This is a genomic window from Pseudomonas sp. stari2, from assembly GCF_040760005.1.
Classification (GTDB): domain Bacteria; phylum Pseudomonadota; class Gammaproteobacteria; order Pseudomonadales; family Pseudomonadaceae; genus Aquipseudomonas.
The window spans coordinates 5,096,632-5,120,066 of sequence record NZ_CP099760.1 but is presented as its reverse complement, the minus strand read 5'-3'; the positions used below and the strand labels follow the sequence as shown (position 1 = coordinate 5,120,066).

General features: G+C 60.3%; 20 protein-coding genes. 10 read left to right on the top strand and 10 right to left on the bottom strand.

Features of this window, described 5'->3' with window-relative positions:
- Positions 1 to 133: 133 nt before the first annotated feature.
- On the top strand, positions 134 to 1,564 hold the full coding sequence (gene sbcB, locus NH234_RS23445) for an exodeoxyribonuclease I (RefSeq protein WP_367254423.1): 1,431 nt from the start codon (positions 134 to 136) through the stop codon (positions 1,562 to 1,564).
- A 100-nt stretch (positions 1,565 to 1,664) separates the two neighbouring features.
- Here the strand turns inward: sbcB and mvaT are convergent, their stop codons facing one another.
- A complete protein-coding gene (gene mvaT, locus NH234_RS23440; protein WP_007951234.1) occupies positions 1,665 to 2,042 on the bottom strand; it encodes a histone-like nucleoid-structuring protein MvaT in 378 nt (125 codons plus the stop codon).
- A 340-nt stretch (positions 2,043 to 2,382) separates the two neighbouring features.
- Between mvaT and purU the strand changes: the two genes are divergently transcribed.
- Positions 2,383 to 3,231: a formyltetrahydrofolate deformylase gene (purU, locus tag NH234_RS23435; protein ID WP_007912774.1), complete on the top strand. Its 849-nt coding sequence runs from the start codon at positions 2,383 to 2,385 to the stop codon at positions 3,229 to 3,231.
- 92 nt (positions 3,232 to 3,323) lie between these two features.
- On the top strand, positions 3,324 to 3,500 hold the full coding sequence (locus tag NH234_RS23430) for a hypothetical protein (RefSeq protein ID WP_170929622.1): 177 nt from the start codon (positions 3,324 to 3,326) through the stop codon (positions 3,498 to 3,500).
- On the opposite strand, the gene NH234_RS23425 is transcribed toward NH234_RS23430, so the two are convergent.
- The 4 genes from NH234_RS23425 to NH234_RS23410 form a co-directional block, all read right to left on the bottom strand.
- A complete protein-coding gene (locus tag NH234_RS23425; protein ID WP_085730245.1) occupies positions 3,484 to 4,482 on the bottom strand; it encodes a lysylphosphatidylglycerol synthase transmembrane domain-containing protein in 999 nt (332 codons plus the stop codon). The genes NH234_RS23430 and NH234_RS23425 overlap by 17 nt on opposite strands.
- A complete protein-coding gene (locus tag NH234_RS23420) occupies positions 4,479 to 5,255 on the bottom strand; it encodes a DUF2334 domain-containing protein (protein ID WP_085730246.1) in 777 nt (258 codons plus the stop codon). The genes NH234_RS23425 and NH234_RS23420 overlap by 4 nt, the downstream gene beginning before the upstream one ends.
- Positions 5,248 to 6,360: a glycosyltransferase family 1 protein gene (locus tag NH234_RS23415; protein ID WP_085730247.1), complete on the bottom strand. Its 1,113-nt coding sequence runs from the start codon at positions 6,358 to 6,360 to the stop codon at positions 5,248 to 5,250. The genes NH234_RS23420 and NH234_RS23415 overlap by 8 nt, the downstream gene beginning before the upstream one ends.
- A gap of 158 nt (positions 6,361 to 6,518) precedes the next feature.
- The gene (locus tag NH234_RS23410; RefSeq protein ID WP_367254422.1) at positions 6,519 to 8,408 is read right to left on the bottom strand and encodes a methyl-accepting chemotaxis protein; all 1,890 of its coding nucleotides are present in this window, start codon (positions 8,406 to 8,408) and stop codon (positions 6,519 to 6,521) included.
- A gap of 188 nt (positions 8,409 to 8,596) precedes the next feature.
- Here NH234_RS23410 and NH234_RS23405 point away from each other — a divergent pair, with 188 nt between their 5' ends.
- Positions 8,597 to 10,084: a helicase HerA-like domain-containing protein gene (locus NH234_RS23405; RefSeq protein WP_367254420.1), complete on the top strand. Its 1,488-nt coding sequence runs from the start codon at positions 8,597 to 8,599 to the stop codon at positions 10,082 to 10,084.
- 23 nt (positions 10,085 to 10,107) lie between these two features.
- On the opposite strand, the gene NH234_RS23400 is transcribed toward NH234_RS23405, so the two are convergent.
- Positions 10,108 to 10,563 (bottom strand): DUF721 domain-containing protein, encoded by a 456-nt coding sequence (locus tag NH234_RS23400; protein ID WP_085709608.1) that lies wholly within the window; start codon positions 10,561 to 10,563, stop codon positions 10,108 to 10,110.
- 307 nt (positions 10,564 to 10,870) lie between these two features.
- Here NH234_RS23400 and secA point away from each other — a divergent pair, with 307 nt between their 5' ends.
- The 4 genes from secA to NH234_RS23380 all read left to right on the top strand — a co-directional run bounded on the left by secA (position 10,871) and on the right by NH234_RS23380 (position 16,703).
- The gene (gene secA, locus NH234_RS23395; protein ID WP_085730249.1) at positions 10,871 to 13,609 is read left to right on the top strand and encodes a preprotein translocase subunit SecA; all 2,739 of its coding nucleotides are present in this window, start codon (positions 10,871 to 10,873) and stop codon (positions 13,607 to 13,609) included.
- A 122-nt stretch (positions 13,610 to 13,731) separates the two neighbouring features.
- Complete coding sequence (argJ, locus tag NH234_RS23390; RefSeq protein WP_367254419.1) at positions 13,732 to 14,949, top strand: bifunctional glutamate N-acetyltransferase/amino-acid acetyltransferase ArgJ; 1,218 nt, start codon at positions 13,732 to 13,734, stop codon at positions 14,947 to 14,949.
- A 180-nt stretch (positions 14,950 to 15,129) separates the two neighbouring features.
- A complete protein-coding gene (locus NH234_RS23385) occupies positions 15,130 to 15,762 on the top strand; it encodes a glutathione S-transferase family protein (protein ID WP_367254418.1) in 633 nt (210 codons plus the stop codon).
- The gene (locus NH234_RS23380; protein WP_085730252.1) at positions 15,759 to 16,703 is read left to right on the top strand and encodes a Nudix family hydrolase; all 945 of its coding nucleotides are present in this window, start codon (positions 15,759 to 15,761) and stop codon (positions 16,701 to 16,703) included. Before NH234_RS23385 ends, NH234_RS23380 begins: the two co-directional genes overlap by 4 nt.
- A 39-nt stretch (positions 16,704 to 16,742) precedes the next feature.
- On the opposite strand, the gene NH234_RS23375 is transcribed toward NH234_RS23380, so the two are convergent.
- Genes NH234_RS23375 through NH234_RS23365 form a run of 3 tightly spaced genes read right to left on the bottom strand, consistent with a single transcriptional unit; the run spans position 16,743 to position 20,327 of the window.
- On the bottom strand, positions 16,743 to 17,324 hold the full coding sequence (locus tag NH234_RS23375; RefSeq protein WP_367254417.1) for a cob(I)yrinic acid a,c-diamide adenosyltransferase: 582 nt from the start codon (positions 17,322 to 17,324) through the stop codon (positions 16,743 to 16,745).
- 3 nt (positions 17,325 to 17,327) lie between these two features.
- Positions 17,328 to 19,364, bottom strand: coding sequence for an ATP-binding protein (locus tag NH234_RS23370; protein ID WP_367254416.1), 2,037 nt, complete (start codon positions 19,362 to 19,364; stop codon positions 17,328 to 17,330).
- 45 nt (positions 19,365 to 19,409) lie between these two features.
- Positions 19,410 to 20,327 carry a putative 2-dehydropantoate 2-reductase gene (locus NH234_RS23365; protein ID WP_085730255.1) on the bottom strand — a complete coding sequence of 306 codons (918 nt, stop codon included), beginning with the start codon at positions 20,325 to 20,327 and terminating at the stop codon, positions 19,410 to 19,412.
- Positions 20,328 to 20,467: 140 nt separating this feature from the next.
- On the opposite strand from NH234_RS23365, the gene NH234_RS23360 reads away from it, so the two are divergent.
- Together NH234_RS23360 and NH234_RS23355 are read left to right on the top strand one after the other, a co-directional pair.
- Entirely contained in the window at positions 20,468 to 20,953 is a 486-nt protein-coding gene (locus NH234_RS23360) for a YajQ family cyclic di-GMP-binding protein (RefSeq protein WP_011335651.1), read from the top strand.
- Positions 20,954 to 21,091: 138 nt separating this feature from the next.
- Positions 21,092 to 21,931 (top strand): mechanosensitive ion channel family protein, encoded by an 840-nt coding sequence (locus NH234_RS23355; protein ID WP_367254415.1) that lies wholly within the window; start codon positions 21,092 to 21,094, stop codon positions 21,929 to 21,931.
- 120 nt (positions 21,932 to 22,051) lie between these two features.
- Here NH234_RS23355 and NH234_RS23350 read toward each other — a convergent pair whose 3' ends face one another.
- A complete protein-coding gene (locus tag NH234_RS23350) occupies positions 22,052 to 23,398 on the bottom strand; it encodes an OprD family porin (protein WP_085730257.1) in 1,347 nt (448 codons plus the stop codon).
- Positions 23,399 to 23,435: the final 37 nt, after the last annotated feature.

Below are 23,435 nucleotides of genomic sequence, written 5' to 3'. Positions count from 1 at the left end.
GCAGTCTCTCGGGGGAAAACGACATAACTATGTCATACGCATCGTTCAACCAAATGTGCCTGAATGATGCCGCGCTGGCCGCGACCGACGTCGAACGCCTAGACTTTGCCGATCTTCAGTTCAGGAACCGCCCGTGACTTCCATCTTCTGGTACGACTACGAAACCACCGGCATCAATCCCCGGAGTGACCGTCCGTTGCAGGTGGCCGGGATTCGCACCGACCACGATCTCAACGAAATCGACGAACCGGTCAATCTTTACTGCCAGCCCAGCGAAGACATCCTGCCGCACCCGGCGGCGTGCGCAATCACCGGTATCACCCCGAGCCGCCTCGCCGAGCAAGGCTTGAGCGAGGCTGATTTCATGACCCGGGTTCACGCCCAGTTATCGGCTCCCGGCACTTGCGGTGCGGGGTACAACACCTTGCGCTTCGACGACGAGATGACTCGCTACAGCCTGTATCGCAACTTTTTCGATCCTTATGCCCGTGAATGGCAGGGCGGTAACAGTCGCTGGGACCTGATCGATGTGGTGCGCGCCGCCTACGCGTTGCGCCCCGATGGTCTGGTCTGGCCGACCGATGACGAAGGCCGGGTGACACTCAAGCTCGAACGCCTGACCGCCGCCAACAATATCGATCATGGCAATGCCCACGAGGCGTTGTCGGACGTGCGCGCCACCATTGCCCTGGCCCGGTTGATCCGCGAGAAGCAACCGAAGCTGTATGACTGGCTGTTTCAGCTGCGCAGCAAGCAGAAGGTGTTGGACCAGATTCGTCTGTTGCAGCCGATGGTGCACATTTCCGGACGCTTTTCGGCGGCGCGCAGTTATGTCGGTGTGGTGGTGCCACTGGCCTGGCATCCGCGTAACAAGAACGCGTTGATTGTCTGCGATCTGCACCTGGACCCGCAGGGCCTGCTCGATCTGGATGCGCAGACATTGCGTCAGCGTCTGTATACCCGTCGTGACGATCTGGCCGAAGGCGAGTTGCCGGTGCCGCTCAAGCTTATTCACATCAACAAGTGCCCGGTGGTGGCGCCGTTGTCGGTGCTGAGAGCTGAAGATCAGCAGCGTTTGGGGCTGGACATGGCGCTGTATCAGGCGCGTGCATTGCGACTAAGTGACGCACAACAAGTTTGGAAAGATAAAGTCGCGGCGATTTATGCAAGCGAAGATTTCACCCCGAGTGAAGATCCCGAACAACAGTTGTACGACGGATTTATCGGTGATCGCGACCGGCGACTATGTGAGCAAGTGAGGACGGCAGATCCTGCTCAATTAGCGCGAGAGCAATGGCCGTTCGATGACGAACGTTTGCCTGAATTGTTGTTTCGATATCGAGCACGTAACTTTCCCGATACGTTGAATTTCGAAGAGCAAGAACGCTGGCAAATCTTTTGTCGGCAGCGCTTGTCCGAGCCTGAATGGGGTGCCCCTAATACCTTGCAATCTTTTACAGAGGCCGCGGAGCAATGGTTGCTTAGTGCCTCGCCATTACAGCGCGAGGTGCTGGTTGAATGGCAGAGTTATGTCCAGGCATTGCGCAAACGTTTGAATCTTTGAAATCGAACATGTCCGTCGCCAGAACGGCGGGCATAAAAAAACGCCAGCGCATGCTGGCGTTTTTTTGTGTCGCGGATGGGTCTGCGACAAGGGTTGCGGCTTAGCCCAGCAGGGTAGCCCAGCCTTCAACCACGTCACCGCCCCACTTGGCTTTCCACTCTTTCAGAGTTTTGTGGTTGCCACCTTTGGTTTCGATGACTTCGCCGTTGTGCGGGTTTTTGTATTGTTTAACTTTGCGAGCACGCTTGGTGCCGGTAGTTTTGGCTGCGCCGCCACGTGGTGCCTTGGTTTTGGACTCTGGATCCAGCAGCGCGATGATGTCGCGCAGGGATTTGGAATATTCGCCCATCAGTGTGCGCAGTTTGCCTTCGAATTCCAGTTCGGCTTGCAGTTTGTCGTCTTGCGACAGGTTCTTCAAACGGGCCTGCAGCTCTTTGATAGCTTCTTCGGTGGCACGATATTCGTTGATCAAGGACATGATTACTACCTTATGTGGGAGTGCGCGATGGCAGGGGACAGTGCGGCAATAATAGTCAGGCTGTTTCATCAAGTAAACATTTAACCGGGGTTTTTATTTGAATTAGTTACGTTGAAAAGCCCGGAATTGAATGTTCAGTTAAATATTGTGATGGAGTCTTCACAGATATTCACACAGGTCTGCACATGCAGGGCTATTGCTACGCCATCATTCTGGCGTTTGCAGGCGTCAAAAAAAATTGCGACGGGCTGCCGTGAGGCTCCGAGGGTCATCAATACTGCAGTTTTCCCGCGCAGTCGCTAGAATGGCCGCCTTTGCGAAGTTCTGGAGTTTCCCCCTCATGCGCACTTTTCGGTTGGTGATTTCTTGCCCGGACCGCGTTGGCATCGTTGCCAAAGTCAGTAACTTTCTGGCGGCCCACAATGGCTGGATCACCGAAGCGAGCCACCACTCGGATAACCAGGTCGGCTGGTTCTTCATGCGTCACGAAATCCGTGCCGATTCCCTGCCATTCGGTATCGAGGTGTTGCGCGAGAAGTTTGCACCGATCGCCGAAGAGTTCTCGATGGACTGGCGCATCACCGACACCGAGCAGAAAAAACGCGTGGTGCTGATGGCCAGCCGTGAATCCCACTGCCTGGCTGACCTGTTGCACCGCTGGCACAGCGATGAACTCGATTGTGAGATCTCCTGCGTGATTTCCAACCACGACGACCTGCGCAGCATGGTCGAGTGGCACGGCATTCCTTATTACCATGTCCCGGTCAATCCGCAGGACAAGCAACCGGCCTTCGACGAAGTGTCGCGCCTGGTCAAGCAGCACGATGCCGAAGTGGTAGTGCTGGCGCGGTACATGCAGATCCTGCCGCCGGACATGTGCCGCGAATACGCACACAAGGTCATCAACATTCACCACAGCTTCCTGCCGTCGTTCGTCGGCGCCAAACCGTATCACCAGGCATCTCTGCGTGGCGTGAAGCTGATCGGCGCAACCTGCCACTATGTGACCGAAGAGCTGGACGCCGGGCCGATCATCGAGCAGGACGTGGTGCGCGTCAGCCACAGCGACAGCATCGAAGACATGGTGCGTTTCGGCCGTGACGTCGAGAAGATGGTGCTGGCCCGTGGTCTGCGTTATCACCTGGAAGACCGCGTGCTGGTGCACGGCAACAAGACCGTGGTGTTCTGATCGAACCTTTCGGTTGAAAAGCAAAGGGCCTGGGCGTTCAATCGCCTCAGGCCCTTTTTTTCGACTTGTTGCAGCCCTGTGAGGAAGCGTTCATGAGCGATCCACTGGACAAAGCCACTTCCAAGGCACCCGCCACCCTCGGCGAGGGCTGCCTGAGCCGCTATGACCCGGATGACCTGAGCCCGGAGGATGGCACGGAGTTTCCCGGCGCTGCCGAACTGTGGGAACAACTCAAGGACGAAGAAGATGACCTCAAGAAGCCTGCCTGACGCTCAGCAGTTTTTTCAGCAACGGCCGGCCCAGCATCAATAGAAACACCGGGCCACCGACCAGCAGATAGAAGTAATACGTCACCACCCGCCAGATCAGGATCGCCGCCGCCGCGGTCGATTTGCCGACCATCGGCGCCAGCAGCGCCGCCGAGGTTAATTCCGCCGCACCGGCACCGCCCGGCAACAGGCTGAATTGCCCCGCACCCAGCGAAAGCATCTGGATCAGAAACGTCCAGGCCCACTGCACGTCCGCCCCCAGCCCGCGCAACGCCAGGTACAGCACGCTGTATCGCAGCGACCAATGCACGCAGGTCAGGACGAACACCTTGATCAGTGTCTGCCACGGCAATTTCAGTGCATCGGTGAAAGCGGCCAGAAAATGCAGCAACTGCCGCGCCCAACGCCGTCGAGTGCGGGGTTCGACGTTCATCCCGGCCAGCAGGCGCCCGCTCAGGCGGATCAAGCGACGGTGATAGCGCGCGACCAGCACGCAACTGAACAGGCCACCGGTCAACGACATCGCACTGACGATCAGCAACCATTCCATACGGTCGCTGAGATGCTGGAACAACGCGTAGATCAGAATTCCAATCAGGGCGCAGAGAAAAAACAGCAGATCGCTCAACTGATCCATCGCAAACACGGCGCTGCCCCGGGCCGGGCGCACGCCGCTGCGGGCCAACAGCGCCATGATCGTCAACGGCCCACCGCTGCCGCCGGGCGTGGCGCACCAGGCAAATTCGGCAGCCATCACCACCCCGAGGCTTTTGACGGGCGTGACCCGGTCACGCTGATCGCCGAGCAACAGCCGCAGACGCAAGGTGTTGATGCCCCAGCACAGCAGAACCATGGCGAACATGATCAATAGCCAGCGCAGCGGAAAGGCCTGCAGGCGCTCCCACGTCTCGCCTCCCCCGAGCAGAACGGGAACTGCCACGGCCACCAGCAGGCCGATCAGCAACAGAATGCCGCGGCTCAAGCGGCACGCTCGGCTTGAGTGCGCTGGCGCGTCAGCCAGTCGATTTTGGTCATGGGCACGCGTCCGTCCGCCAGCAATCGTTCAAGGGTGCGCCACCAGTAATCCCGGGAAAACCGGTGGCGCATGTCCACCGGGTGCAAGCCTAGACGAATCACCGGCGCCTGACGCCAGCGCTGTTCCCGCTGTTCGCTGATGACCTTCGACATGCCGCGACGCCAGGCACTGCGTGCGCTCCAGACCAGTCCCGGGGCTTCGACCGCGGTGAACTCCGGCAAGTGATAAAGATGCTGCGGGTCGCTGGTGTAGCGCAGCGGCAATTCGCGCAGTGCCTGGCGCGTGCCGGCGCTCATCAACCAGGCGGGGGCGACGAAACCGTGCAGCGGCCAGTCGTGGCGCCGAAACAGATCGATGCCCGGGCGCAGGCGGGCGAGGGCGGCTTCCCGGGACAGCTGATAGAACTCGCCTTCATGGGTGTAGACCCGGCGCATGAACCAGTCGCGCGCCGTGCGCGGGCTGGGCTCGGTATCTTCATGAAAGTGGCCGTGCAGGGCCAGTTCATCACCGCGTGCGACGCGCTCGTCGAGCATTCGACAAAACGCTGGATGGCCTTCAAGTGCCTCGCGTCGATGGAAGTCCGGAACCACCAGCCACGTCATCGGGACATTGCCCAACCGGTCAACGGCTTCGACGAAGGCTCGATAATCGGCCCACGTGGAGGGCGCCACGTCATGCAGCACCAGCATCAGCGCCGGACGCTCGTGAGATTCAGCCATTGGCCACCCGTGGAACCGAATCGCCGAGTACGGCGTGATAATGCCCCAGCAGGCTGTCGACGACCGTGTCCCAGGCGTAATGCCGTTCGGCATGCTGGCGTGCCTGTTGCCCGAGTACGCCAGTCCCGCGACTGAACAGTTCGCGCACGGCATTGGCCATGGCTTGCGCATTGTTCGGCGCGCAGAGCAGGCCGCAGGATTCGCTGACGATTTCCTCGAACGCCCCGGCCGCCACCGCCACCACCGGGATGCCGCAGGCCATCGCCTCCAGAATCACCAGACCGAAGGTTTCCTGATCGCCGGCGTGGATCAGCGCGTCGGCACTGGCCATCAGCCGCGCGACCTGCGCGGCCGGGCAGAACCGGTCGATCACGCTGACGTTGTCCGGGACGGACGCCGGCATCGACGAGCCGACCAGCAACAGGTGATAACGCGGGCCCAGGCGTTTCATGCAATCGAGCAGCACCGGCAGGTTTTTCTCCTTGGAACCGCGACCGGCAAAGATCAGCAGGCGCGTGTCCTCGGCAATCCCCAGCTCGCTGCGTAACCCGGTATCGCGGGCATCCGGGTGGAAGGTGTGCAGGTCAACGCCCAGCGGTTGCACGAAGACGTTGCGCACGCCCAGCCCGCTGAGCTTGTCGGCCATTACCTGGCTGGGCGCCAGCACCCGGTCGAAATTGCCGTACAACTTGCGCACATACGCGTCGACATTCGGCGTGACCCAGTGGCCCATGCGGTTGCCCACCAGCAGCGGCAGGTCGGAGTGATAGAAGCCGATCACCGGCACGTCCAGTTGCCGGCGCGCGTCGAGCGCAGCCCAGGCGGTGAGGTACGGGTCGCCGACTTCGATCAGATCGGGTTGCAGATCCTGCAAAACGTTTCGCCAAGGGGCCAGGCGCAGGGGAAAACGATAGCCTTTGCCGAATGGCAGGGCAGGGGCGGGAACTGTATAAACGCCGTCAGACTCACCAAAATCCGCCCCGGGGATCAGCAGGCTGTGGCGGATGCCGGGCTTGACCCCCAGCCGACGGTGCTTGGCATCCAGATAGGTGCGCACGCCGCCGCTGGCCGGGGCGTAGAACATGGTGATGTCAGCGATATGCACGGTGAACGTCCCTCCGCGTTGATCTCCCTTGGTTGACCTTTATCAAGAATAGATGTTCGGTCGGGGTTTCGCGGTGGGGTGCAAGGCCGGTTTCGGAGGGATTGTCGGTCGTCTTCGTCGGATAGTTGTGAACGACGAAGACGACCGGCAGAACGGCGTTAAATCCGGAAGCTGCCAACCAGTTGCTTCAAGCGCGAAGCCTGCTGCTCCAGATCCGAGCAGGCACGCAACGTCGCCTGCAAGTTCTCGACACCTTCCTGGTTCAGCGTATTGATCTCGGTGATATCCACGTTGATCGACTCGACCACGGCGGTCTGTTCCTCGGTCGCGGTGGCGACCGACTGGTTCATGCCGTCGATCTCGCCGATGCGCTGGGTCACGCTGTTCAGGCGTTCACCGGCGAGGTTGGCGATTTCCACGCTGTCCTGGCTGTGGCGCTGGCTGTCGCTCATGGTGCTGACGGACTCACGGGCACCGACCTGCAGCTCCTCGATCATGGTCTGCACTTGTTGCGCCGATTCCTGGGTGCGGTGGGCGAGGTTGCGAACTTCATCAGCCACCACCGCGAAACCGCGACCGGCCTCGCCAGCCCGTGCGGCTTCGATGGCTGCGTTGAGCGCCAGCAGGTTGGTCTGCTGGGAGATGCTGGTGATCACTTCCAGGATCTGGCCGATGTTCACGGTTTTGCTGTTCAGCGATTCGATGTTGCTGCTCGACGCGCTGAGCATGCTCGACAGTTGATTCATCGCCTTGATGCTGCGATCCACCACTTGCTGGCCGTCTTCTGCCAAACCACGGGCGTCGCTGGCCTGGGTCGAAGCCTGTGCGGCGTTGCGGGCGATTTCCTGAGCGGCGGCACCGAGCTGGTTGATCGCAGCGGCCACACTATTGGTGCGCGAGGCTTGCTGGTCGGAGTTGTACATCGACGAGTTCGAGGCTGCGACCACGCGCAGGGCGACTTCGTTGACCTGGCCGGTGGCAGACGACACTTCGCGGATCGAGCCGTGGATACGCTCGACGAAACGGTTGAACGCGGTGCCGAGTACGCCGAATTCATCCTGGTTCTGGATGGTCAGGCGCTTGGTCAGGTCGCCTTCGCCGTCGGCGATGTCCTCCATGGCGCGGGTCATCACGTGCAGCGGCTGGATCAGGATACGGATCAACATGCCGAGCAGGGCGATGATGATCGCCACCGCAATCACGGTCGCAATCACGGCCGAGGTGCGGAATTGGCTGAGCATCGAGAAGGCTTTGTCCTTGTCCACCGACAGCCCGATGTACCAGTTCACCGACGGCAGGCCCTTGATCGGGGTGAAGGTGACGATGCGGGTCTTGCCGTCGACGGTGACTTCACTGAAGTCGCTGCTGATGCGCGGGGTGTCCTGTGGGTAGGCTTCCTTGAGCGACTTCATCACCAGGGCCTTGTCCGGGTGCACCAGGATCTTGCCGTCGGCGCTGACCAGGAACGCGTAGCCCATGCCGGAGAAATCCCGGGCGCTGAGGGTGTCGATCAGGGTTTGCAGGCTCAGGTCGCCGCCCACCACGCCGACGCTCTGACCGGCCTTTTTCGCGGCAGTGGCGATGGAAATGATGGTCTGGCCGGTCGCCGCGTCGATGTACGGTTCGGTCAGGGTCGAGGTGCTGCTGCTTTCCGCGCCTTTATACCAAGGGCGGACCCGTGGATCGAAACCGTCCGGCATCTTCGCATCCGGACGAATGGTGAAGTGGCCGGTGGCGTCGCCGAGGTACGAAGCCATGAACGTCGATGTCAGGGCTTTCTGTTCCAGCAGGCTCGCGACCGCGGCAGGCTCGGGGTTGATGGCGATGTTTTGGGCTGCGTTTTCGATCAGCAGGATTCGCCCGCTGAGCCAGGTCTGGATGTTGTCGGCAGTGACTTCGCCCATCTCGTTGAGGTAGTTGTTCAGGTCATCGCGGATCGCGTTGCGCTGCAGCCAATCGTTGTACAGCGTGAACGAGGCGAAGGCGGCAATGACGATGAGGGCGGCGGCAAGCAAAATTTTATGGCTGAAACGTAGATTTTTGTTCATGGCTTGGGGTTCCGCTAAGGTCTTAATGTCCAGGGCGTGCTTTTATAAAGGCGCGCAAAATGGGCAGGTGTGAAGGCTGAGTGATATTTCCGTCTCTCCTTAGGGAAATCACGGACCGGACTTTTGATCCGGTCTCTCACTTCTCTCTATCGGCCATGCTCGACAAAGATTAACTATTGGGTGACCAAATGCCTGACTCTTCGCAACTCATTATCGGGGCCGATCTCGCCGGGCAACCGATCGCCCAGGCGATGCGCCTGGCCAACCGTCACGGACTGGTGGCCGGCGCGACCGGCACCGGCAAGACCGTCACCCTGCAACGGCTGGCTGAAGCGTTCAGTGACGCCGGGGTCGCGGTGTTCGCGGCCGACATCAAGGGTGACCTGTGCGGCCTCGGTGCTGTCGGCAATCCTCAGGGCAAGGTCGCCGAACGCATCGCCGGCATGCAGTGGCTCAACTACAAGCCTCAGGCTTATCCCGTGACCTTGTGGGACATTCACGGCGAGTCCGGTCATCCGCTGCGCACCACGCTGAGCGAAATGGGGCCGCTGCTGATCGGCGCCTTGCTGGAATTGACCGACAGCCAGCAGTCGGCGCTGTACGCGGCGTTCAAGGTCGCCGACCGCGAAGGCCTGTTGCTGCTGGATCTGAAAGACCTGAAAGCGCTTCTCAACCACCTCAAGGACAACCCGCAGCTGCTCGGCGAAGACGCCGCGTTGTTCACCACCGGTTCCAGCCAGGCGCTGTTACGGCGTCTGGCCATCCTGGAGCAGCAGGGCGCCGAAGCCTTGTTCGGTGAGCCGGCACTGCAACTGGAAGACATTCTTCAACCGGCCGCTGACGGTCGCGGACGGATTCATTTGCTCGATGCCAGTCGTCTGGTGCATGAAGCGCCGAAGGTCTACGCGACGTTCCTGCTCTGGTTGCTGGCCGAGCTGTTCGAGCAACTGCCGGAACGTGGCGATGCCGATAAACCGCTGCTGGCGCTGTTCTTCGACGAAGCGCACTTGTTGTTCGGTGATACGCCAAAAGCCTTGCAGGAACGTCTGGAACAAGTGGTGCGGCTGATCCGTTCCAAGGGCGTCGGGGTGTATTTCGTCACTCAGTCGCCGGGCGACCTGCCGGACGATGTGCTGGCGCAACTGGGCCTGCGGGTCCAGCACGGTCTGCGCGCATTCACCGCAAAGGAACAGAAATCCCTGCGGGCGGTGGCGGACGGTTTTCGGCCGAATCCGGCGTTCGATACGTTGTCGGTATTGACTGAGCTTGGGATCGGCGAGGCGCTGGTCGGCACCCTGCAGGAAAAAGGCACGCCGGAAATGGTCCAGCGGGTGTTGGTAGCGCCGCCGCAATCGCGGATCGGGCCGTTGACCGAGACCGAACGCACGATGCTGATTGCCGGGTCGCCGTTCAAGGGGCGTTATGACAAGCCGATCGACCGGGAGTCGGCTTATGAAATTCTCACCGGACGCAAGAACCTGGGGCCTGAAGCCGAGGCGATACCTGGCAAACCTGCAGCGGAGGAACCAAGTCTGGCGGACAAGGCCGGGGAGTTTCTCGGTACTGCCGCAGGGCAGGCATTGAAGTCGGCGATGCGTCAGGCGGCGAACCAGTTGGGCCGGCAGTTGGTGCGGGGATTAATGGGATCGTTGCTCGGAGGCAGCAAGCGCCGCTAAGAACTGTTGCGGGCGGGCCAGGGTCAGGATTTGGCCTTGGCGTGCGCTGCCAGACGCTCCAGCGCCGCCCGCAGGCTCGGATCGCTGATCCCGTCGGCGGTGGATTGAATGGTCGCCGCGGCATCCGTCGACAGATCCATCGTGTGTCCGGCTGCTCTGGGCTGGATGACGGGCGGTCGCACCGAGAACTTGATCCGCGTCAGGCCGGCGAACTCGTCGAACATCTGCAATTGCCGCAGCAGGCGTTTTTGCTGGTAGCGCAGACGTGTGGCCCAATGACCATCGGTGACCACCAGCGACAGTTCGCCTTCGCGCCACTTGGCCACATGGCAGTGCTCGCGGGCGGCGGGTTGCAGCTGGCTGTCGAGCAGACGCTGCAGATGGGCCAGGCGTTGAGCATGGCCGAGGATGGCTTTCAACGGCCTGGCTTCGCGTAGCAGAACGGCGGGCGCTCTGGCTGTAAGAGGGCGAAATGCCATGATCCAACACCTGAAGTTACAGAGGCGCCATGGTAGCAGATAGCACCCATTTCACTCGCCCATTGCTTTTGTCCCTGCTTTGCCCATTAAATCAACGACTAACTTCTGCCTCCAACGGCTTGAAGTTGAGCAAAACGCCCCTATTTTAAGTGAGCCCCGTCAAAGCGCAGTGCCAGCATCGTGGAATATCGCCACTTTCCTCACCACCGTTTCCGGGTAGAATGCTCGTTCGCATGCGGCCATGAGGGCTGCACGGGCGACTCACGGGGCCGCCCTCCATCCCTTTAGTGTGGAAGATCCTGCCGATATGTTTGCGCCTTTGTTAAAGAAACTTTTTGGAAGCAAGAACGAGCGTGAAGTCAAACGCATGCTCAAGACGGTGCAGCTCGTCAATGCCTTCGAAGAGAAGATGGTCGCTCTTTCGGACGATCAACTGCGCGCCAAGACTGCCGAGTTCAAGGACCGTATCGCCAAAGGGGAAACCCTCGACAAGCTGTTGCCCGAAGCGTTTGCGGTCGCCCGCGAAGCCGGCAAGCGCGTCATGGGCATGCGTCACTTTGACGTTCAGTTGATCGGCGGCATGACCTTGCACGAAGGCAAGATCGCCGAAATGCGTACCGGTGAAGGCAAGACCCTGGTGGGTACACTGGGCGTTTACCTCAACGCGCTGTCCGGCAAGGGCGTGCACGTTGTGACCGTGAACGACTACCTGGCCCGCCGTGACGCCAACTGGATGCGCCCGCTGTATGAATTCCTCGGCCTGAGCGTCGGCATCGTGACGCCGTTCCAGCCGCCGGAAGAGAAACGCGCCGCCTACGCTGCCGACATCACTTACGGCACCAACAACGAATTCGGGTTCGACTACCTGCGCGACAACATGGCGTTCAGCATGGAAGAGAAATTCCAGCGCGAACTCAACTTTGCCGTGATCGACGAAGTCGACTCCATCCTCATCGACGAAGCACGTACTCCGTTGATCATTTCCGGTCAGGCCGAGGACAGCTCCAAGCTGTACATCGAGATCAACAAACTGATCCCGAAACTCAAGCTGCACGTTGAAGAAGTCGAAGGCGAAGTCACCCAGGAAGGTCACTTCACCGTCGACGAGAAGACCCGTCAGGTCGAACTCAACGAAGCCGGTCACCAGTTCATCGAAGACCAGCTAACCAGCATCGGTCTGCTGGCCGAGGGCGAGAGCCTGTACTCGGCGCACAACCTGAGCCTGCTGACTCACGTCTACGCCGGCCTGCGTGCACACAAACTGTTCAACCGCAACGTCGAATACATCGTGCAGGACGGTCAGGTCGTACTGGTCGACGAACACACCGGTCGTACCATGCCGGGTCGTCGACTGTCCGAAGGCCTGCACCAGGCCATTGAAGCCAAGGAAAACCTGAACATCCAGGCCGAAAGCCAGACCCTGGCATCGACCACGTTCCAGAACTACTTCCGTCTGTACGAAAAACTGTCCGGCATGACCGGTACTGCGGACACCGAAGCGTTCGAATTCCATCAGATCTATGGTCTGCAGGTCGTCGTCATCCCGACCAACAAACCGTTGGCCCGTAAGGATTACAACGACCTGGTGTTCCTGACCGCCGAAGAGAAGTACGCGGCAATCGTCAACGACATCAAGGAAAGCATGGCCGCCGGCCGTCCGGTGCTGGTGGGTACTGCGACCATCGAAACCTCCGAGCACATGTCCGCATTGCTCGTGAAGGAAGGCATCGAACACAAGGTTCTGAACGCCAAGTTCCACGAAAAAGAAGCTGAAATCATTGCGCAGGCGGGTCGTCCGGGTGCACTGACCATCGCTACCAACATGGCTGGTCGTGGTACCGACATCCTGTTGGGCGGCAACTGGGAAGTGGAAGTGGCGTCGCTGGAAAACCCGACCCCTGAGCAGATCGCCCAGATCAAGGCCGACTGGCAGAAGCGTCACCAGCAAGTGCTGGAGTCCGGCGGTCTGCAGGTGATCGCGTCCGAGCGTCACGAGTCCCGTCGTATCGATAACCAGTTGCGTGGCCGTGCCGGCCGTCAGGGTGATGCCGGTTCCAGCCGCTTCTATCTGTCGCTGGAAGACAGCCTGATGCGCATCTTCGCCTCCGACCGGGTGAAGAACTTCATGAAGGCCCTGGGCATGCAGCCTGGCGAAGCGATCGAGCACCGCATGGTGACCAACGCCATCGAAAAGGCCCAGCGCAAGGTTGAAGGTCGCAACTTCGACATTCGTAAACAACTGCTGGAGTTCGATGACGTCAACAACGAGCAGCGTAAAGTGATCTATCACATGCGCAACACGTTGCTGGCCGCAGACAACATCGGCGAAACCATCGCTGATTTCCGTCAGGACGTCCTGAACGCCACCGTCAGTGCGCATATTCCGCCACAATCGCTGCCTGAGCAGTGGGACGTGGCCGGTCTGGAAGCCGCGATTGCCAGCGACTTCGGCGTGAAGCTGCCGATCCAGCAATGGCTCGACGAAGACGATCACCTGTACGAAGAAACCCTGCGCGAGAAGCTGATGAACGAGCTGATCGCCGCGTACAACGAAAAAGAAGACCAGGCCGGTGCCGACGCACTGCGCTCCTTCGAGAAGCAAATCGTGCTGCGCGTGCTGGACGACCTGTGGAAAGACCACCTGTCGACCATGGATCACCTGCGTCACGGCATCCATCTGCGTGGTTATGCGCAGAAGAACCCGAAGCAGGAATACAAGCGCGAGTCCTTCACGCTGTTCTCCGAGCTGCTGGATTCGATCAAGCGCGACTCGATCCGTGTGCTGTCGCACGTTCAGGTTCGCCGCGAAGATCCGGCCGAGGAAGAGGCGCGTCTGCGTCAGGAAGCCGAGGCACTGGCCGCTCGCATGCAGTTCGAACACGCCGAAGCCCCGGGGCTGGAGCAGCCGGAAGCACTGGTCGGTGAAGAGGTCGATGTGGCCCTGGCCACCGCACCGGTTCGCAACGAGCAGAAGCTGGGCCGCAACGAACTGTGCTACTGCGGTTCGGGCAAGAAATTCAAGCATTGCCACGGGCAGATCCAGTAAAACCCGTTTCAATCGCTGAAATACCCGCGCCGCGACCGGCACCAGCCGTCGCGGCGTTTTGCCATTTACACCACCGCCACTACGCTTGGCGGTGCTGACATCATTGAGTAAGGAGCGCATTCATGGCTGTTGGTCTTGGTCCTTTGCCAACGTTGCACCCGGTTGCCGGTTTTGAACTCGGTATCGCTTCGGCCGGCATCAAGCGCCCTGGGCGCAAGGATGTCGTCGTGATGCGTTGCGCCGAAGGTTCGACCGTGGCGGGCGTGTTCACGTTGAACGCTTTCTGTGCAGCACCGGTTATCCTGGCCAAGAAACGCGTGCAGAACGCTGTGCGCTACCTGTTGACCAACACCGGCAATGCCAACGCCGGCACCGGCGAGCCGGGCCTGGCTGCCGCCGAGCGCACCACCGCCAAACTGGCGGAACTGACCGGCGTCGATGCCAGCCAGATCCTGCCGTACTCCACCGGCGTGATTGGTGAGCCGCTGCCGGTCGAGAAAATTGAAGGCGCCTTGCAGGCCGCGCTGGACGATCTGTCGGAAAACAACTGGGAAGCCGCCGCCACCGGCATCATGACCACCGACACCTTGCCAAAGGGTGCCAGCCGCCAGTTCCAGCATGACGGCGTGACCATCACCGTCACCGGCATCAGCAAGGGCGCGGGCATGATTCGTCCGAACATGGCCACCATGCTTGGCTACATCGCCACCGACGCCAAAGTCTCCCGCGACGTGCTGCACAACCTGATGCTGGACGGCGCCAACAAATCGTTCAACCGCATCACTATCGACGGCGACACCTCGACCAACGACTGCTGCATGCTGATTGCCACCGGCAAGGCTGCGCTGCCGGAAATCACCCGTGCCGAAGGCGAGCTTTTCGCCAAGCTGAAACAGGCCGTGTTCGAAGTGTGCATGGACGTGGCCCAGGCCATCGTGCGAGACGGCGAAGGCGCGACCAAGTTCGTGACCGTTGAAGTCAACGGCGGCAGCAATCACCAGGAATGCCTGGACGTCGGTTACACCGTGGCCCACTCGCCGCTGATCAAGACTGCACTGTTCGCCTCCGACCCGAACTGGGGCCGTATCCTCGCCGCTGTCGGTCGTGCCGGCGTGCCGGATCTGGACGTAAGCAAGATCGACGTGTTCCTCGGTGAAGTGTGTATCGCCAGCCGTGGCGCCCGCGCCGCGACTTACACCGAAGCCCAGGGTTCGGCAGTGATGCAGCAGGAAGAAATCACCATCCGTATCGAACTGGGTCGCGGCGATTGCAGCGAAACCATCTGGACCACCGACCTGTCCCACGAGTACGTGAAGATCAACGCCGAATACCGCACATGATCTGAAACAGGGAGTGGGCGACTGGCCTCTTCGCGGGCAAGCCCGCTCCCACAGGATTCGACGGTGTACACAAGCTTTGTGCCCGACAACAATCACTGTGGGAGCGGGCTTGCCCGCGAAGACGGCAGATCAGACGCTACGAGTCTGAAACTGATTCTCTGACGAAAAGGCACCTCAATCATGAGCCTTCACCTGATCATCGGCGACAAACTGCTTTCCTCCTGGTCCCTGCGCGCGGCGCTGGCGCTTGAACTGACCGGCGCGCCCTACACCGAAGAACTGGTCAAACTCGGCAAGCCCGACACCCGCGAGCGGCTGCTGGCGCATTCGCCGACCGGCAAGGTGCCGCTGCTGACCACCGCACGAGGCACCATCGCCGACTCCCTGGCGATTGCCGAATACCTGGCCGAGCAGTTTCCTTCCGAGCAACTCTGGCCGAGTGATATCGCTGCTCGTGCCCAGGCACGTTCTGCCTGCGCGCAGATGCACAGCGGCTTCTTTGCCATGCGCAATCACATGCCGTTCAACCTGAGCCACGACGCACCGCTCAATCCGGTACCGCCGGAAGTGAAGGTCGATGTCGAGCGCATGCTTGCGCTGTGGGCCGAATGCCGTGCGGCGGCGACCGAGGCCGGGCCGTTTCTGTTTGGTCGGGTGTCGCTGGCCGATGCGTTCTTCGCACCGATTGCCGTACGTCTGCGCACCTATCAGGTGAAGCTGCCGGCCGAAGATGAAGCCTATGTTGAAACCGTCTACCAATGGCCGGCCTTCAAGGCCTGGCAAAAGGCTGGACTGGAGGAATTGCAGTCGTGAAACGTGTACACGTCGCCGCCGCCGTCATTCGTGACGGCAGCGGCAAGATTCTGATCGCCCGCCGGGCTGACACTCAGCATCAGGGTGGTCTCTGGGAGTTTCCCGGTGGCAAGGTCGAAGCCGAAGAGTCGGTGCAGACCGCGCTGGCCCGTGAGCTGCACGAAGAACTGGGCATTGTCGTCGGCGCCGCTCGCCCGATGATCAAGGTTCGTCATGATTACCCGGACAAGCAGGTGTTGCTGGATGTTTGGGAAGTCTCAAGCTTCACCGGCGAACCCCACGGCGCCGAAGGCCAGCCATTGGCCTGGGTGTCGGCCAGGGAACTGACGAACTACGAGTTCCCGGCGGCCAACCAGCCGATCGTGGCGGCGGCACGTCTGCCAGCTGAATACCTGATTACCCCGGAAGACCTGGAAGCCCCGGCCTTGCTGCGCGGTATCCAGAAAGCGATTGCCGGTGGCATCAAGCTGATCCAGCTGCGTGCGCCCAATGGTTATGACCCGAAGTACCGCGATCTGGCGGTGGACGCTGTGGGCCTGTGTGCCGGCAAGGCACAGTTGATGATCAAGGGCCCGTTTGAATGGCTGGGCGATTTCCCGTCCGCCGGTTGGCACATCACCTCGGCGCAACTGCGCAAGTACGCGGCAGCGGGGCGTCCGCTACCGGCGGAGCGCTGGCTGGCAGCGTCCTGCCACGATGCTGAAGAACTGGCGCTGGCCGAGCAGATGGGCGTGGATTTCGTCACCCTGTCGCCGGTGCAGCCGACCCTGACTCATCCGGATGCGCAGCCGCTGGGCTGGGAACAGGCTTCGACACTGATCGAAGGCTTCAGCAAACCGGTATTTCTGTTGGGTGGCGTCGGCCCTGCGGAGCGCGAGAAAGCGTGGAATGCCGGGGCTCAGGGCGTGGCGGGGATTCGGGCGTTCTGGCCTGAGGCCTGAATGGGCATCCGATCACTCCCGCGCCAGGCGTGGGAGTGATCAGTTTTCGGGTTTTGCCGCCGGTTGCCACAGAATTTCAGCAATGCCCTGGCGCCGCGCAATCAGCCTCGCTGCTACAAACAACAAATCCGACAAGCGATTGATATACGCCAGGCCAACCCCGGCCAACGGTTCGATCGCATTCAAATGCTGACAACGTCGCTCGGCACTGCGCGCCAGGCTGCGGCAGACATGAGCCTGGGCAATCAGCATCGAACCGCCGGGCAGAATGAAGTTCTCCAGCGGCCCCAATTCCTCGTTCCACACATCGATGGCGGCTTCCAGCCGTTCGATTTCTGCGGTGTTCAGCGCCTGATATTCCGGCATCGCCAGCTCGCCACCCAGGTCGAACAGTCGATGTTGGCAGGGCGCCAACACGTCGATCAATTCACTGAGTCCGGGGCAGTTTTCGCATTCGGCGAGCAACCCGGCCAGCAGTACGCCGACCTGACTGTTCAGGGTGTCAACCTCGCCAATGGCCTCGATGCGCGGATGATCCTTGGGGACGCGGCGACCATCGCCGAGGCCGGTTTCGCCTTTGTCGCCGGTGCGGGTGTAGATCTTCGACAAGCGAAAGCCCATGGTTTACCTCGGTATTTGATTGGTTTCGGCGGCGATGGGTGTCGGTTGCGCGAGCGGCAGGCGCAGGGTGAAGCAGGTGCCTTGCCCCGGTGCCGACTGCACTTCCATCTGCCCTTTGTGATTGTTGGTGATGATGAAGTACGACACCGACAGTCCGAGCCCCGTGCCCTGGCCGATTTCCTTGGTGGTGAAGAACGGCTCGAAGGTGCGTTTGCGCACGTTCTCGCTCATGCCGATGCCGTTGTCTTCGACCTGGATTTCGGCCCATGGCGGATTGAGTCTGGTGCGCAGGATGATTCGCCCCGGCTCGCTGTCGTCTTCGCGCAGGTGAATCGCCTGCGCGGCGTTTTTCAGCAGGTTGAGCAGCACTTGTTCCAGCTCGTTGGCGGTGCCCGGAACCGGTCCCAGCGCCGGGTCGAACTGACGGATGATTGCCTGGCCCTTGAAGTCGAAGCCGATGGCCAGGTCGAAGTCGTTACCGGCGATTTCCACGGCTTGATCGATCAGCGCCGGCAGGTCGCACGGTGCCATCTGCCGGGTGCTGCGGCGGCTGAAACTGAGCATGTGGGTGACGATCTTTGCCGCCCGGGCCCCGGCCTGCTGGATACCGTCGAGCAGTTGCGGGACTTCCCGGCCTTGCAGATAACGGTTCACGGTTTCCAGCTCGATGCCCAGTTGTTCGGCCTGTTCAAGGTTTTTCGGCAGGTCGGGCGACAGACGCCGGCGAATGTTCTGCACGTTGTGCAGGATCGCGCCCAGCGGGTTGTTGATTTCGTGGGCCATGCCGGCCGCGAGGCCGCCGACCGAGAGCATTTTTTCCGACTGCACCATCATGTCCTCCAGTGACAGGCGCTGGGTGATGTCGTCGATACGGATCACCACACCGCGCCCGGCACCGCCCATCAGCGGGTAGAAGGTCAGGGCGTAATGTTTGGGCTCGTCGTCCTTGAACCAGGTCACCCGCTCGATTTTCGCCACGGTGTGTTGTTCGACGGTCTGCTTGAGCTGCGGCAGGAATGGCTTGAGCGGTTCAAACGCGAGGAAGATCGGCTGATTCAGTGCTTCGTCCAGCCGGGTACCGGAGAGGGCGCTGGCTTCCTGGTTCCATTGCGTGACGTAGAGCTGCTCGTCGAGGGCGATCAGCGCCGAAGGCATGGAGTCGATGATGCTGTTGAGGTAGTTCTGGAAACCGGTGAGTTTCTTCTCGATCTTGCTGCGCACCTGGACTTCCAGCTCCAGTTTGCGGTTGGTGTGGCGGGTTTCTTCGGCCAGCCCCTGAGCCTGATCGTAAGCGGCTTGCGAGTCATCGCGGGCGCGCTTGAGCTGCTGCTCCCGCGCCTCGATGCGTGAAAGCATGGTGTTGAAGGCCTCGGCCAGACTGCCGATTTCGTCGTGGTTGCCACGGGAAGCGCGCAGGGCGTAGTTCTCCTCGCGAGTCACCTGGCGGGACAGCTCTTCGAGTTCGTGGATTGGCCGGGTGATCAGGCGTTTGATCTGCCGGGCAATCACCAGCCACAACAGCACGCTGAAGATCAGGATCCCCAGGCTCGCCGTCAGGGTACCGGTGTAGAACGCCATCGGCAGTTCGCTGCTGGCCACCAACAGCAGATGACCCGGCGCAGTGCCGGGACGGGGCAGGGTGATCAATTGATTGCTGCGAAACTCGGTGAGTTGCCAGGCTTCGATGTGCCGGTAGCGCTCCGGCAGATTGAGCTTGTCGCCGCGTTGCACCTGCGCGATGCGGTCGCCCTTGCCGTCATACAGGGCGGCCGCCCGCAGCGGCGAGTAGCTGTCGAGCTCCTTGAGCAGGCGTTCGGCGCTCTGCGGTGATTGCAGCGCTTCGGCGATCAGGCTCGGGTTCGCCACCAGACGGCCAATGGTCTGCAGCGCCTGGGGCGCCATGCTTTCCTGGGAAATGTAATAGGCGGCGCTGATGAAGGTCAGGTTGGCGACCAGTAACACGGTGGTCAACAGCACCAGCAGGGCGGCCAGCAGTTTCTGGCCGACCGGCAGGTTTTCGAGGCGCTGGCGCAATGGCATCGGGCTTATCGCAACAAAGGAACAAGTGGGCAGCGTAGCCGCTGCTCAGGCGACGGGCAATCCGAGACTGTGCAGATGGGCTGTCAGCCGTTGCTGCAATTGTTTGAGATGCGGCAGGTTCAACTGATGGCGCTCTGCAACCTTGCAGGCATGTCCGAGCAGATAGCTGATTTCTGTGCGGCGTTTATTGGCCACGTCCTGATACATGGAGGAGAAATTCGCCGCCGTGGCCTGGATCACCCGTTCGACTTCCTGTTGCAGGTTGTCCGCCGCCGCAGGCTGGCCGCAACGTTCGAGCAACTCGGTCAGCTCGGCGCACAAGGTGGCAACTTCGCAGTGGTGTTCCTGCAATCCGCCGTTGCGGCAGTCGTGCAACACCGTCAGCGGATTGATCGCACAGTTGAGCGCCAGTTTTCGCCAAAGACGCGTGAGGATATCGGCGCTCCATTCATGGGGGATCCTGGCCATCTCCAGATCGTCGAGCCAGAACGGTGCCACGGGATGGCCAGCATCGCCGAGCCAGGTGTAACCGTGGCCGGCGAACACCACGCGCCAGTCTCCGTCGCGAAACGCGCCTTCGGTGCTGGAGGCGCTGATGCAGCGGGCCTGCGGGACTTGCGCGGCCACCGCTTCCTGGCTGCCGAGGCCGTTTTGCAGAAGAATCAGTTCTGCGTCCGGTGCCAGACGATGAGCGACACCGGCCACGGCGCTTTCGGCATCGTAGGCCTTGCACGCCACCAGCAGGCGACGGATCGGTCCGGGGCTGTCCGGCGTTTCGCCGGGGATGGCATAACTGCTGGCCACGCCTTGTTCCACCAGGGTCAGGCCGCCCGCCGTCGCATAGTCATGCAAGCGGTCGATATCGCGCAGGATCAGCCGGACCGGCAATCCGGCCCGGGCCAGGCGTGTGGCCCAGAGGGTGCCGAGACTTCCGGCGCCGAGGATGTGCCAGGGGGTGGACATCAGTTTTTCACTCGGTAAGGTACAGGCATGCAAGGCTCGCCGTGTCGGTGGGAAAAGACCCGTTATAATGAGCCCGATTTTAACCGCAAGCCAAGCGCGCCGCGTCCTGAACGAGCGCGCCTTTTTATTGGAGAGATTACATGCCGTCGTTCGACGTGGTATCCGAACTGGACAAACACGAACTCACCAACGCGGTCGAGAACGCCGTGAAGGAACTCGATCGTCGTTATGACCTGAAAGGCAAGGGCAGCTTCGAATACAAGGAAAAGGACCTGACCGTCCACCTGACCGCTGAAGCCGATTTCCAGCTGGAAGCGATGATCGAGATCCTCAAACTGGCCCTGGTCAAGCGCAAGATCGACGTGCAGTGCCTTGAAGTCAAAGACTCCTTCGCCTCGGGCAAGCTGATGAAGCAGGACGCCGTTCTGAAGGAAGGCATCGACAAGGAGCTGGCGAAGAAGATCGTCGGCCACATCAAGGAAGCCAAACTCAAGGTGCAGGCCGCCATTCAGGGCGAGCAGGTACGTGTCACCGGCAAGAAGCGTGACGATCTGCAGGAAGCCATCGCTGCCCTGCGTGCCAAGGAATTCGGCATGCCTCTGCAATTCAACAACTTCCGCGACTGAGCCATCCGAGTCGGGAACCTCTCGGCGTTTTCAGCGTCCGAGGCCCAAGCAGCGGCAGAAACGATTGAGCCCCAACAGGTCCGGTCGTTCTGCCGCTGATTTTTTCAGCCCGGGAAGCCGGCAATCAGGAGATAAAAGATGGATTTGAATGCTGAGGTAGACAACCTTGTCAAGGCGTCCCAGGCGTGGATTCCGATGATCATGGAATACGGCAGCCGTGTTCTGCTGGCGGTGATTACCCTGGCGATCGGCTGGTGGCTGATCAACAAGGTTACGCAAAAACTGGGTGGCCTGTTGGCTCTGCGCAATGCCGACCTGGCTTTGCAAGGTTTCATCAGCAGCCTGGCCAACATCATTCTCAAGGTGCTGTTGATCGTCAGCGTGGCGTCGATGATCGGTGTCGAGACCACTTCGTTCGTGGCGGCAATCGGTGCGGCCGGCCTTGCCATCGGCCTGGCATTGCAGGGCAGCCTGGCGAACTTCGCCGGTGGCGTGCTGATTCTGCTGTTCCGCCCGTTCCGAATCGGTGACTGGATCGAAGCGCAAGGCGTGGCGGGTACTGTCGACAGCATCCAGATTTTCCACACCGTACTGCGCACCGGCGACAACAAGACCATCATCGTACCGAACGGCAATCTGTCGAACGGCATCATTACCAACACCAACCGTCAGCCAACCCGCAAGGTTGTGTTTGATGTGGGTGTCGATTACGAAGCCGATCTACAAAAGGCCCGTCAGGTGCTGCTGGATCTGGCTAAAGATGATCGCGTGCTGCAGGATCCGGCGCCTCAGGCTGTCATTTCGACGCTGGGTGATAGTTCGATCACTGTTTCTCTGCGGGTCTGGGTTAAAACTGCAGATTATTGGGATGTGATGTTCATGTTCAATGAACAATCCCGCGATCGTTTGAAGGCTGCCGGCATCGATATTCCGTTTCCACAACGAGTGATTCGTGTGGTTCAGGAGTCGGCAGTTTAATGATAGGTTGCTAATCAATTGCCTGACTTATCGGTCAGGCATGTATTACAAGCAACAGGCAATAAAAAAGGCCCATCCGAAGATGGGCCTTTTTCATTCAACCAAACTAACCACTGACGATTACAAGATGTTCAGTGGGTACTCGGTGATCAGACGGAACTCTTTAACGTCGCCTTCGCCTTCATCAGCGTTAGCAACGTGCCACGCTTGACGAATACGGAAGGACAGATCTTTTGCCGGACCGCTTTGAACCACATATTTGGCTTCAAAGTTGGTTTCGTGGTGTTTGCCATCTTCACCGTAGAGACCGGCGTAAGCGCTACCCGCTGGAGTGTGGGTACCGTCGATATCCCAGCCTTTGACGTAGCGAACCATGAAGCTCAGACCAGGAACGCCGTACTCGGCCATTTTCAGGTCGTAACGGGCTTGCAGGGATTTCTCGCCTGCACCGTTAAAGTCGGAGTACTGGATCGAGTTGGCGAGGAAGATCGAGTCGCCGCCACGGTTGTTCTTGCCCACGCCGATGTAGTCGAACGGGGTGTCGCCGTTGACCTTCTGGAAGGCCAGGGTGAAGGTGTGTGCCTTCAGGAACGACAGGGCAGTCGCCAGGGAGAACGCGGTGTTGCTGATGTCACCGGCTTTGGCGCTACCGGTATCGGTGGTGCGGTAGATGTTGAAGTCAGTGTTCAGCGAAGTGTCACCACCGAATGGCGTGGTGAGGTTCACGTTCGCGTAGTACTGGTTCCAGATGTCTTCCAGCTTGGCGCCGTACAGCGATGCGGTCAGGTTGTCGGTGATGCCGTATTTACCACCGAAGTAGTCGATGTTTTTGGCTTCAACGCCTGCGTAGGTGGCGTAGAGGCCGCCTTCACGAGCGTTTTTGTCCTGGCTGGTAGCCGAGTAGAAGTGACCGGCTTCGAGGTCAAGATCTTTGACTTCGCTGCTCTGCAACTGGAAGCCGCTGGCAGTTTGCGGAAGGATACGGGAACCGCCGACAGCGAACACTGGGGCAGTGCTTGGCTGCTGGTCGCCGATTTTCAGCTCGGTCTTGGAGATTCGGAACTTGATGGCTGCGCCGGCTTTGCCTTGGCTCTCATCAACGTCATGGGCATAACCGTTGGCTTTGACAGTATTGCTGCGGCTCATGTTACCGGTACCGGAAGTACCGTCACCGCCGTCCAGTTTGACCGCCAGGTAACCGAATGCATCGATACCGACGCCTACGGTGCCTTGGGTGTAACCGGAAGTGAAGTTGCCGAGGAAACCCTGGGTCCAGTCTTTCTGGTCGTGGCCGCCGTTCTTGTTGTCACGGTTGAAGTAGTAGTTCTTCAACGTTTCGGTCAGTTTGGCGTCTTCAACAAAGCCTTTGGCTTCAGACTGGTCACTAACAAACGGTGCGGCCGTAGCCAACTGAGTACTGGCTGCTGTAACGGCCAGTGCGATCATGCTCCACTTCATCACGCGCATCGTGATTTGCTCCTTTGGTTTTAGAAGAGTACTGCCG

Excerpts from the sequence above, each read along its gene's own strand:
- mvaT (WP_007951234.1), bottom strand. The coding sequence starts at position 2,042 with ATGTCCTTGATCAACGAATATCGTGCCACCGAAGAAGCTATCAAAGAG.
- purU (WP_007912774.1), top strand. The coding sequence starts at position 2,383 with ATGCGCACTTTTCGGTTGGTGATTTCTTGCCCGGACCGCGTTGGCATC.
- NH234_RS23430 (WP_170929622.1), top strand. The coding sequence starts at position 3,324 with ATGAGCGATCCACTGGACAAAGCCACTTCCAAGGCACCCGCCACCCTC.
- NH234_RS23420 (WP_085730246.1), bottom strand. The coding sequence starts at position 5,255 with ATGGCTGAATCTCACGAGCGTCCGGCGCTGATGCTGGTGCTGCATGAC.
- NH234_RS23410 (WP_367254422.1), bottom strand. The coding sequence starts at position 8,408 with ATGAACAAAAATCTACGTTTCAGCCATAAAATTTTGCTTGCCGCCGCC.
- NH234_RS23405 (WP_367254420.1), top strand. The coding sequence starts at position 8,597 with ATGCCTGACTCTTCGCAACTCATTATCGGGGCCGATCTCGCCGGGCAA.
- NH234_RS23400 (WP_085709608.1), bottom strand. The coding sequence starts at position 10,563 with ATGGCATTTCGCCCTCTTACAGCCAGAGCGCCCGCCGTTCTGCTACGC.
- secA (WP_085730249.1), top strand. The coding sequence starts at position 10,871 with ATGTTTGCGCCTTTGTTAAAGAAACTTTTTGGAAGCAAGAACGAGCGT.
- argJ (WP_367254419.1), top strand. The coding sequence starts at position 13,732 with ATGGCTGTTGGTCTTGGTCCTTTGCCAACGTTGCACCCGGTTGCCGGT.
- NH234_RS23385 (WP_367254418.1), top strand. The coding sequence starts at position 15,130 with ATGAGCCTTCACCTGATCATCGGCGACAAACTGCTTTCCTCCTGGTCC.
- NH234_RS23375 (WP_367254417.1), bottom strand. The coding sequence starts at position 17,324 with ATGGGCTTTCGCTTGTCGAAGATCTACACCCGCACCGGCGACAAAGGC.
- NH234_RS23370 (WP_367254416.1), bottom strand. The coding sequence starts at position 19,364 with ATGCCATTGCGCCAGCGCCTCGAAAACCTGCCGGTCGGCCAGAAACTG.
- NH234_RS23365 (WP_085730255.1), bottom strand. The coding sequence starts at position 20,327 with ATGTCCACCCCCTGGCACATCCTCGGCGCCGGAAGTCTCGGCACCCTC.
- NH234_RS23360 (WP_011335651.1), top strand. The coding sequence starts at position 20,468 with ATGCCGTCGTTCGACGTGGTATCCGAACTGGACAAACACGAACTCACC.
- NH234_RS23355 (WP_367254415.1), top strand. The coding sequence starts at position 21,092 with ATGGATTTGAATGCTGAGGTAGACAACCTTGTCAAGGCGTCCCAGGCG.
- NH234_RS23350 (WP_085730257.1), bottom strand. The coding sequence starts at position 23,398 with ATGCGCGTGATGAAGTGGAGCATGATCGCACTGGCCGTTACAGCAGCC.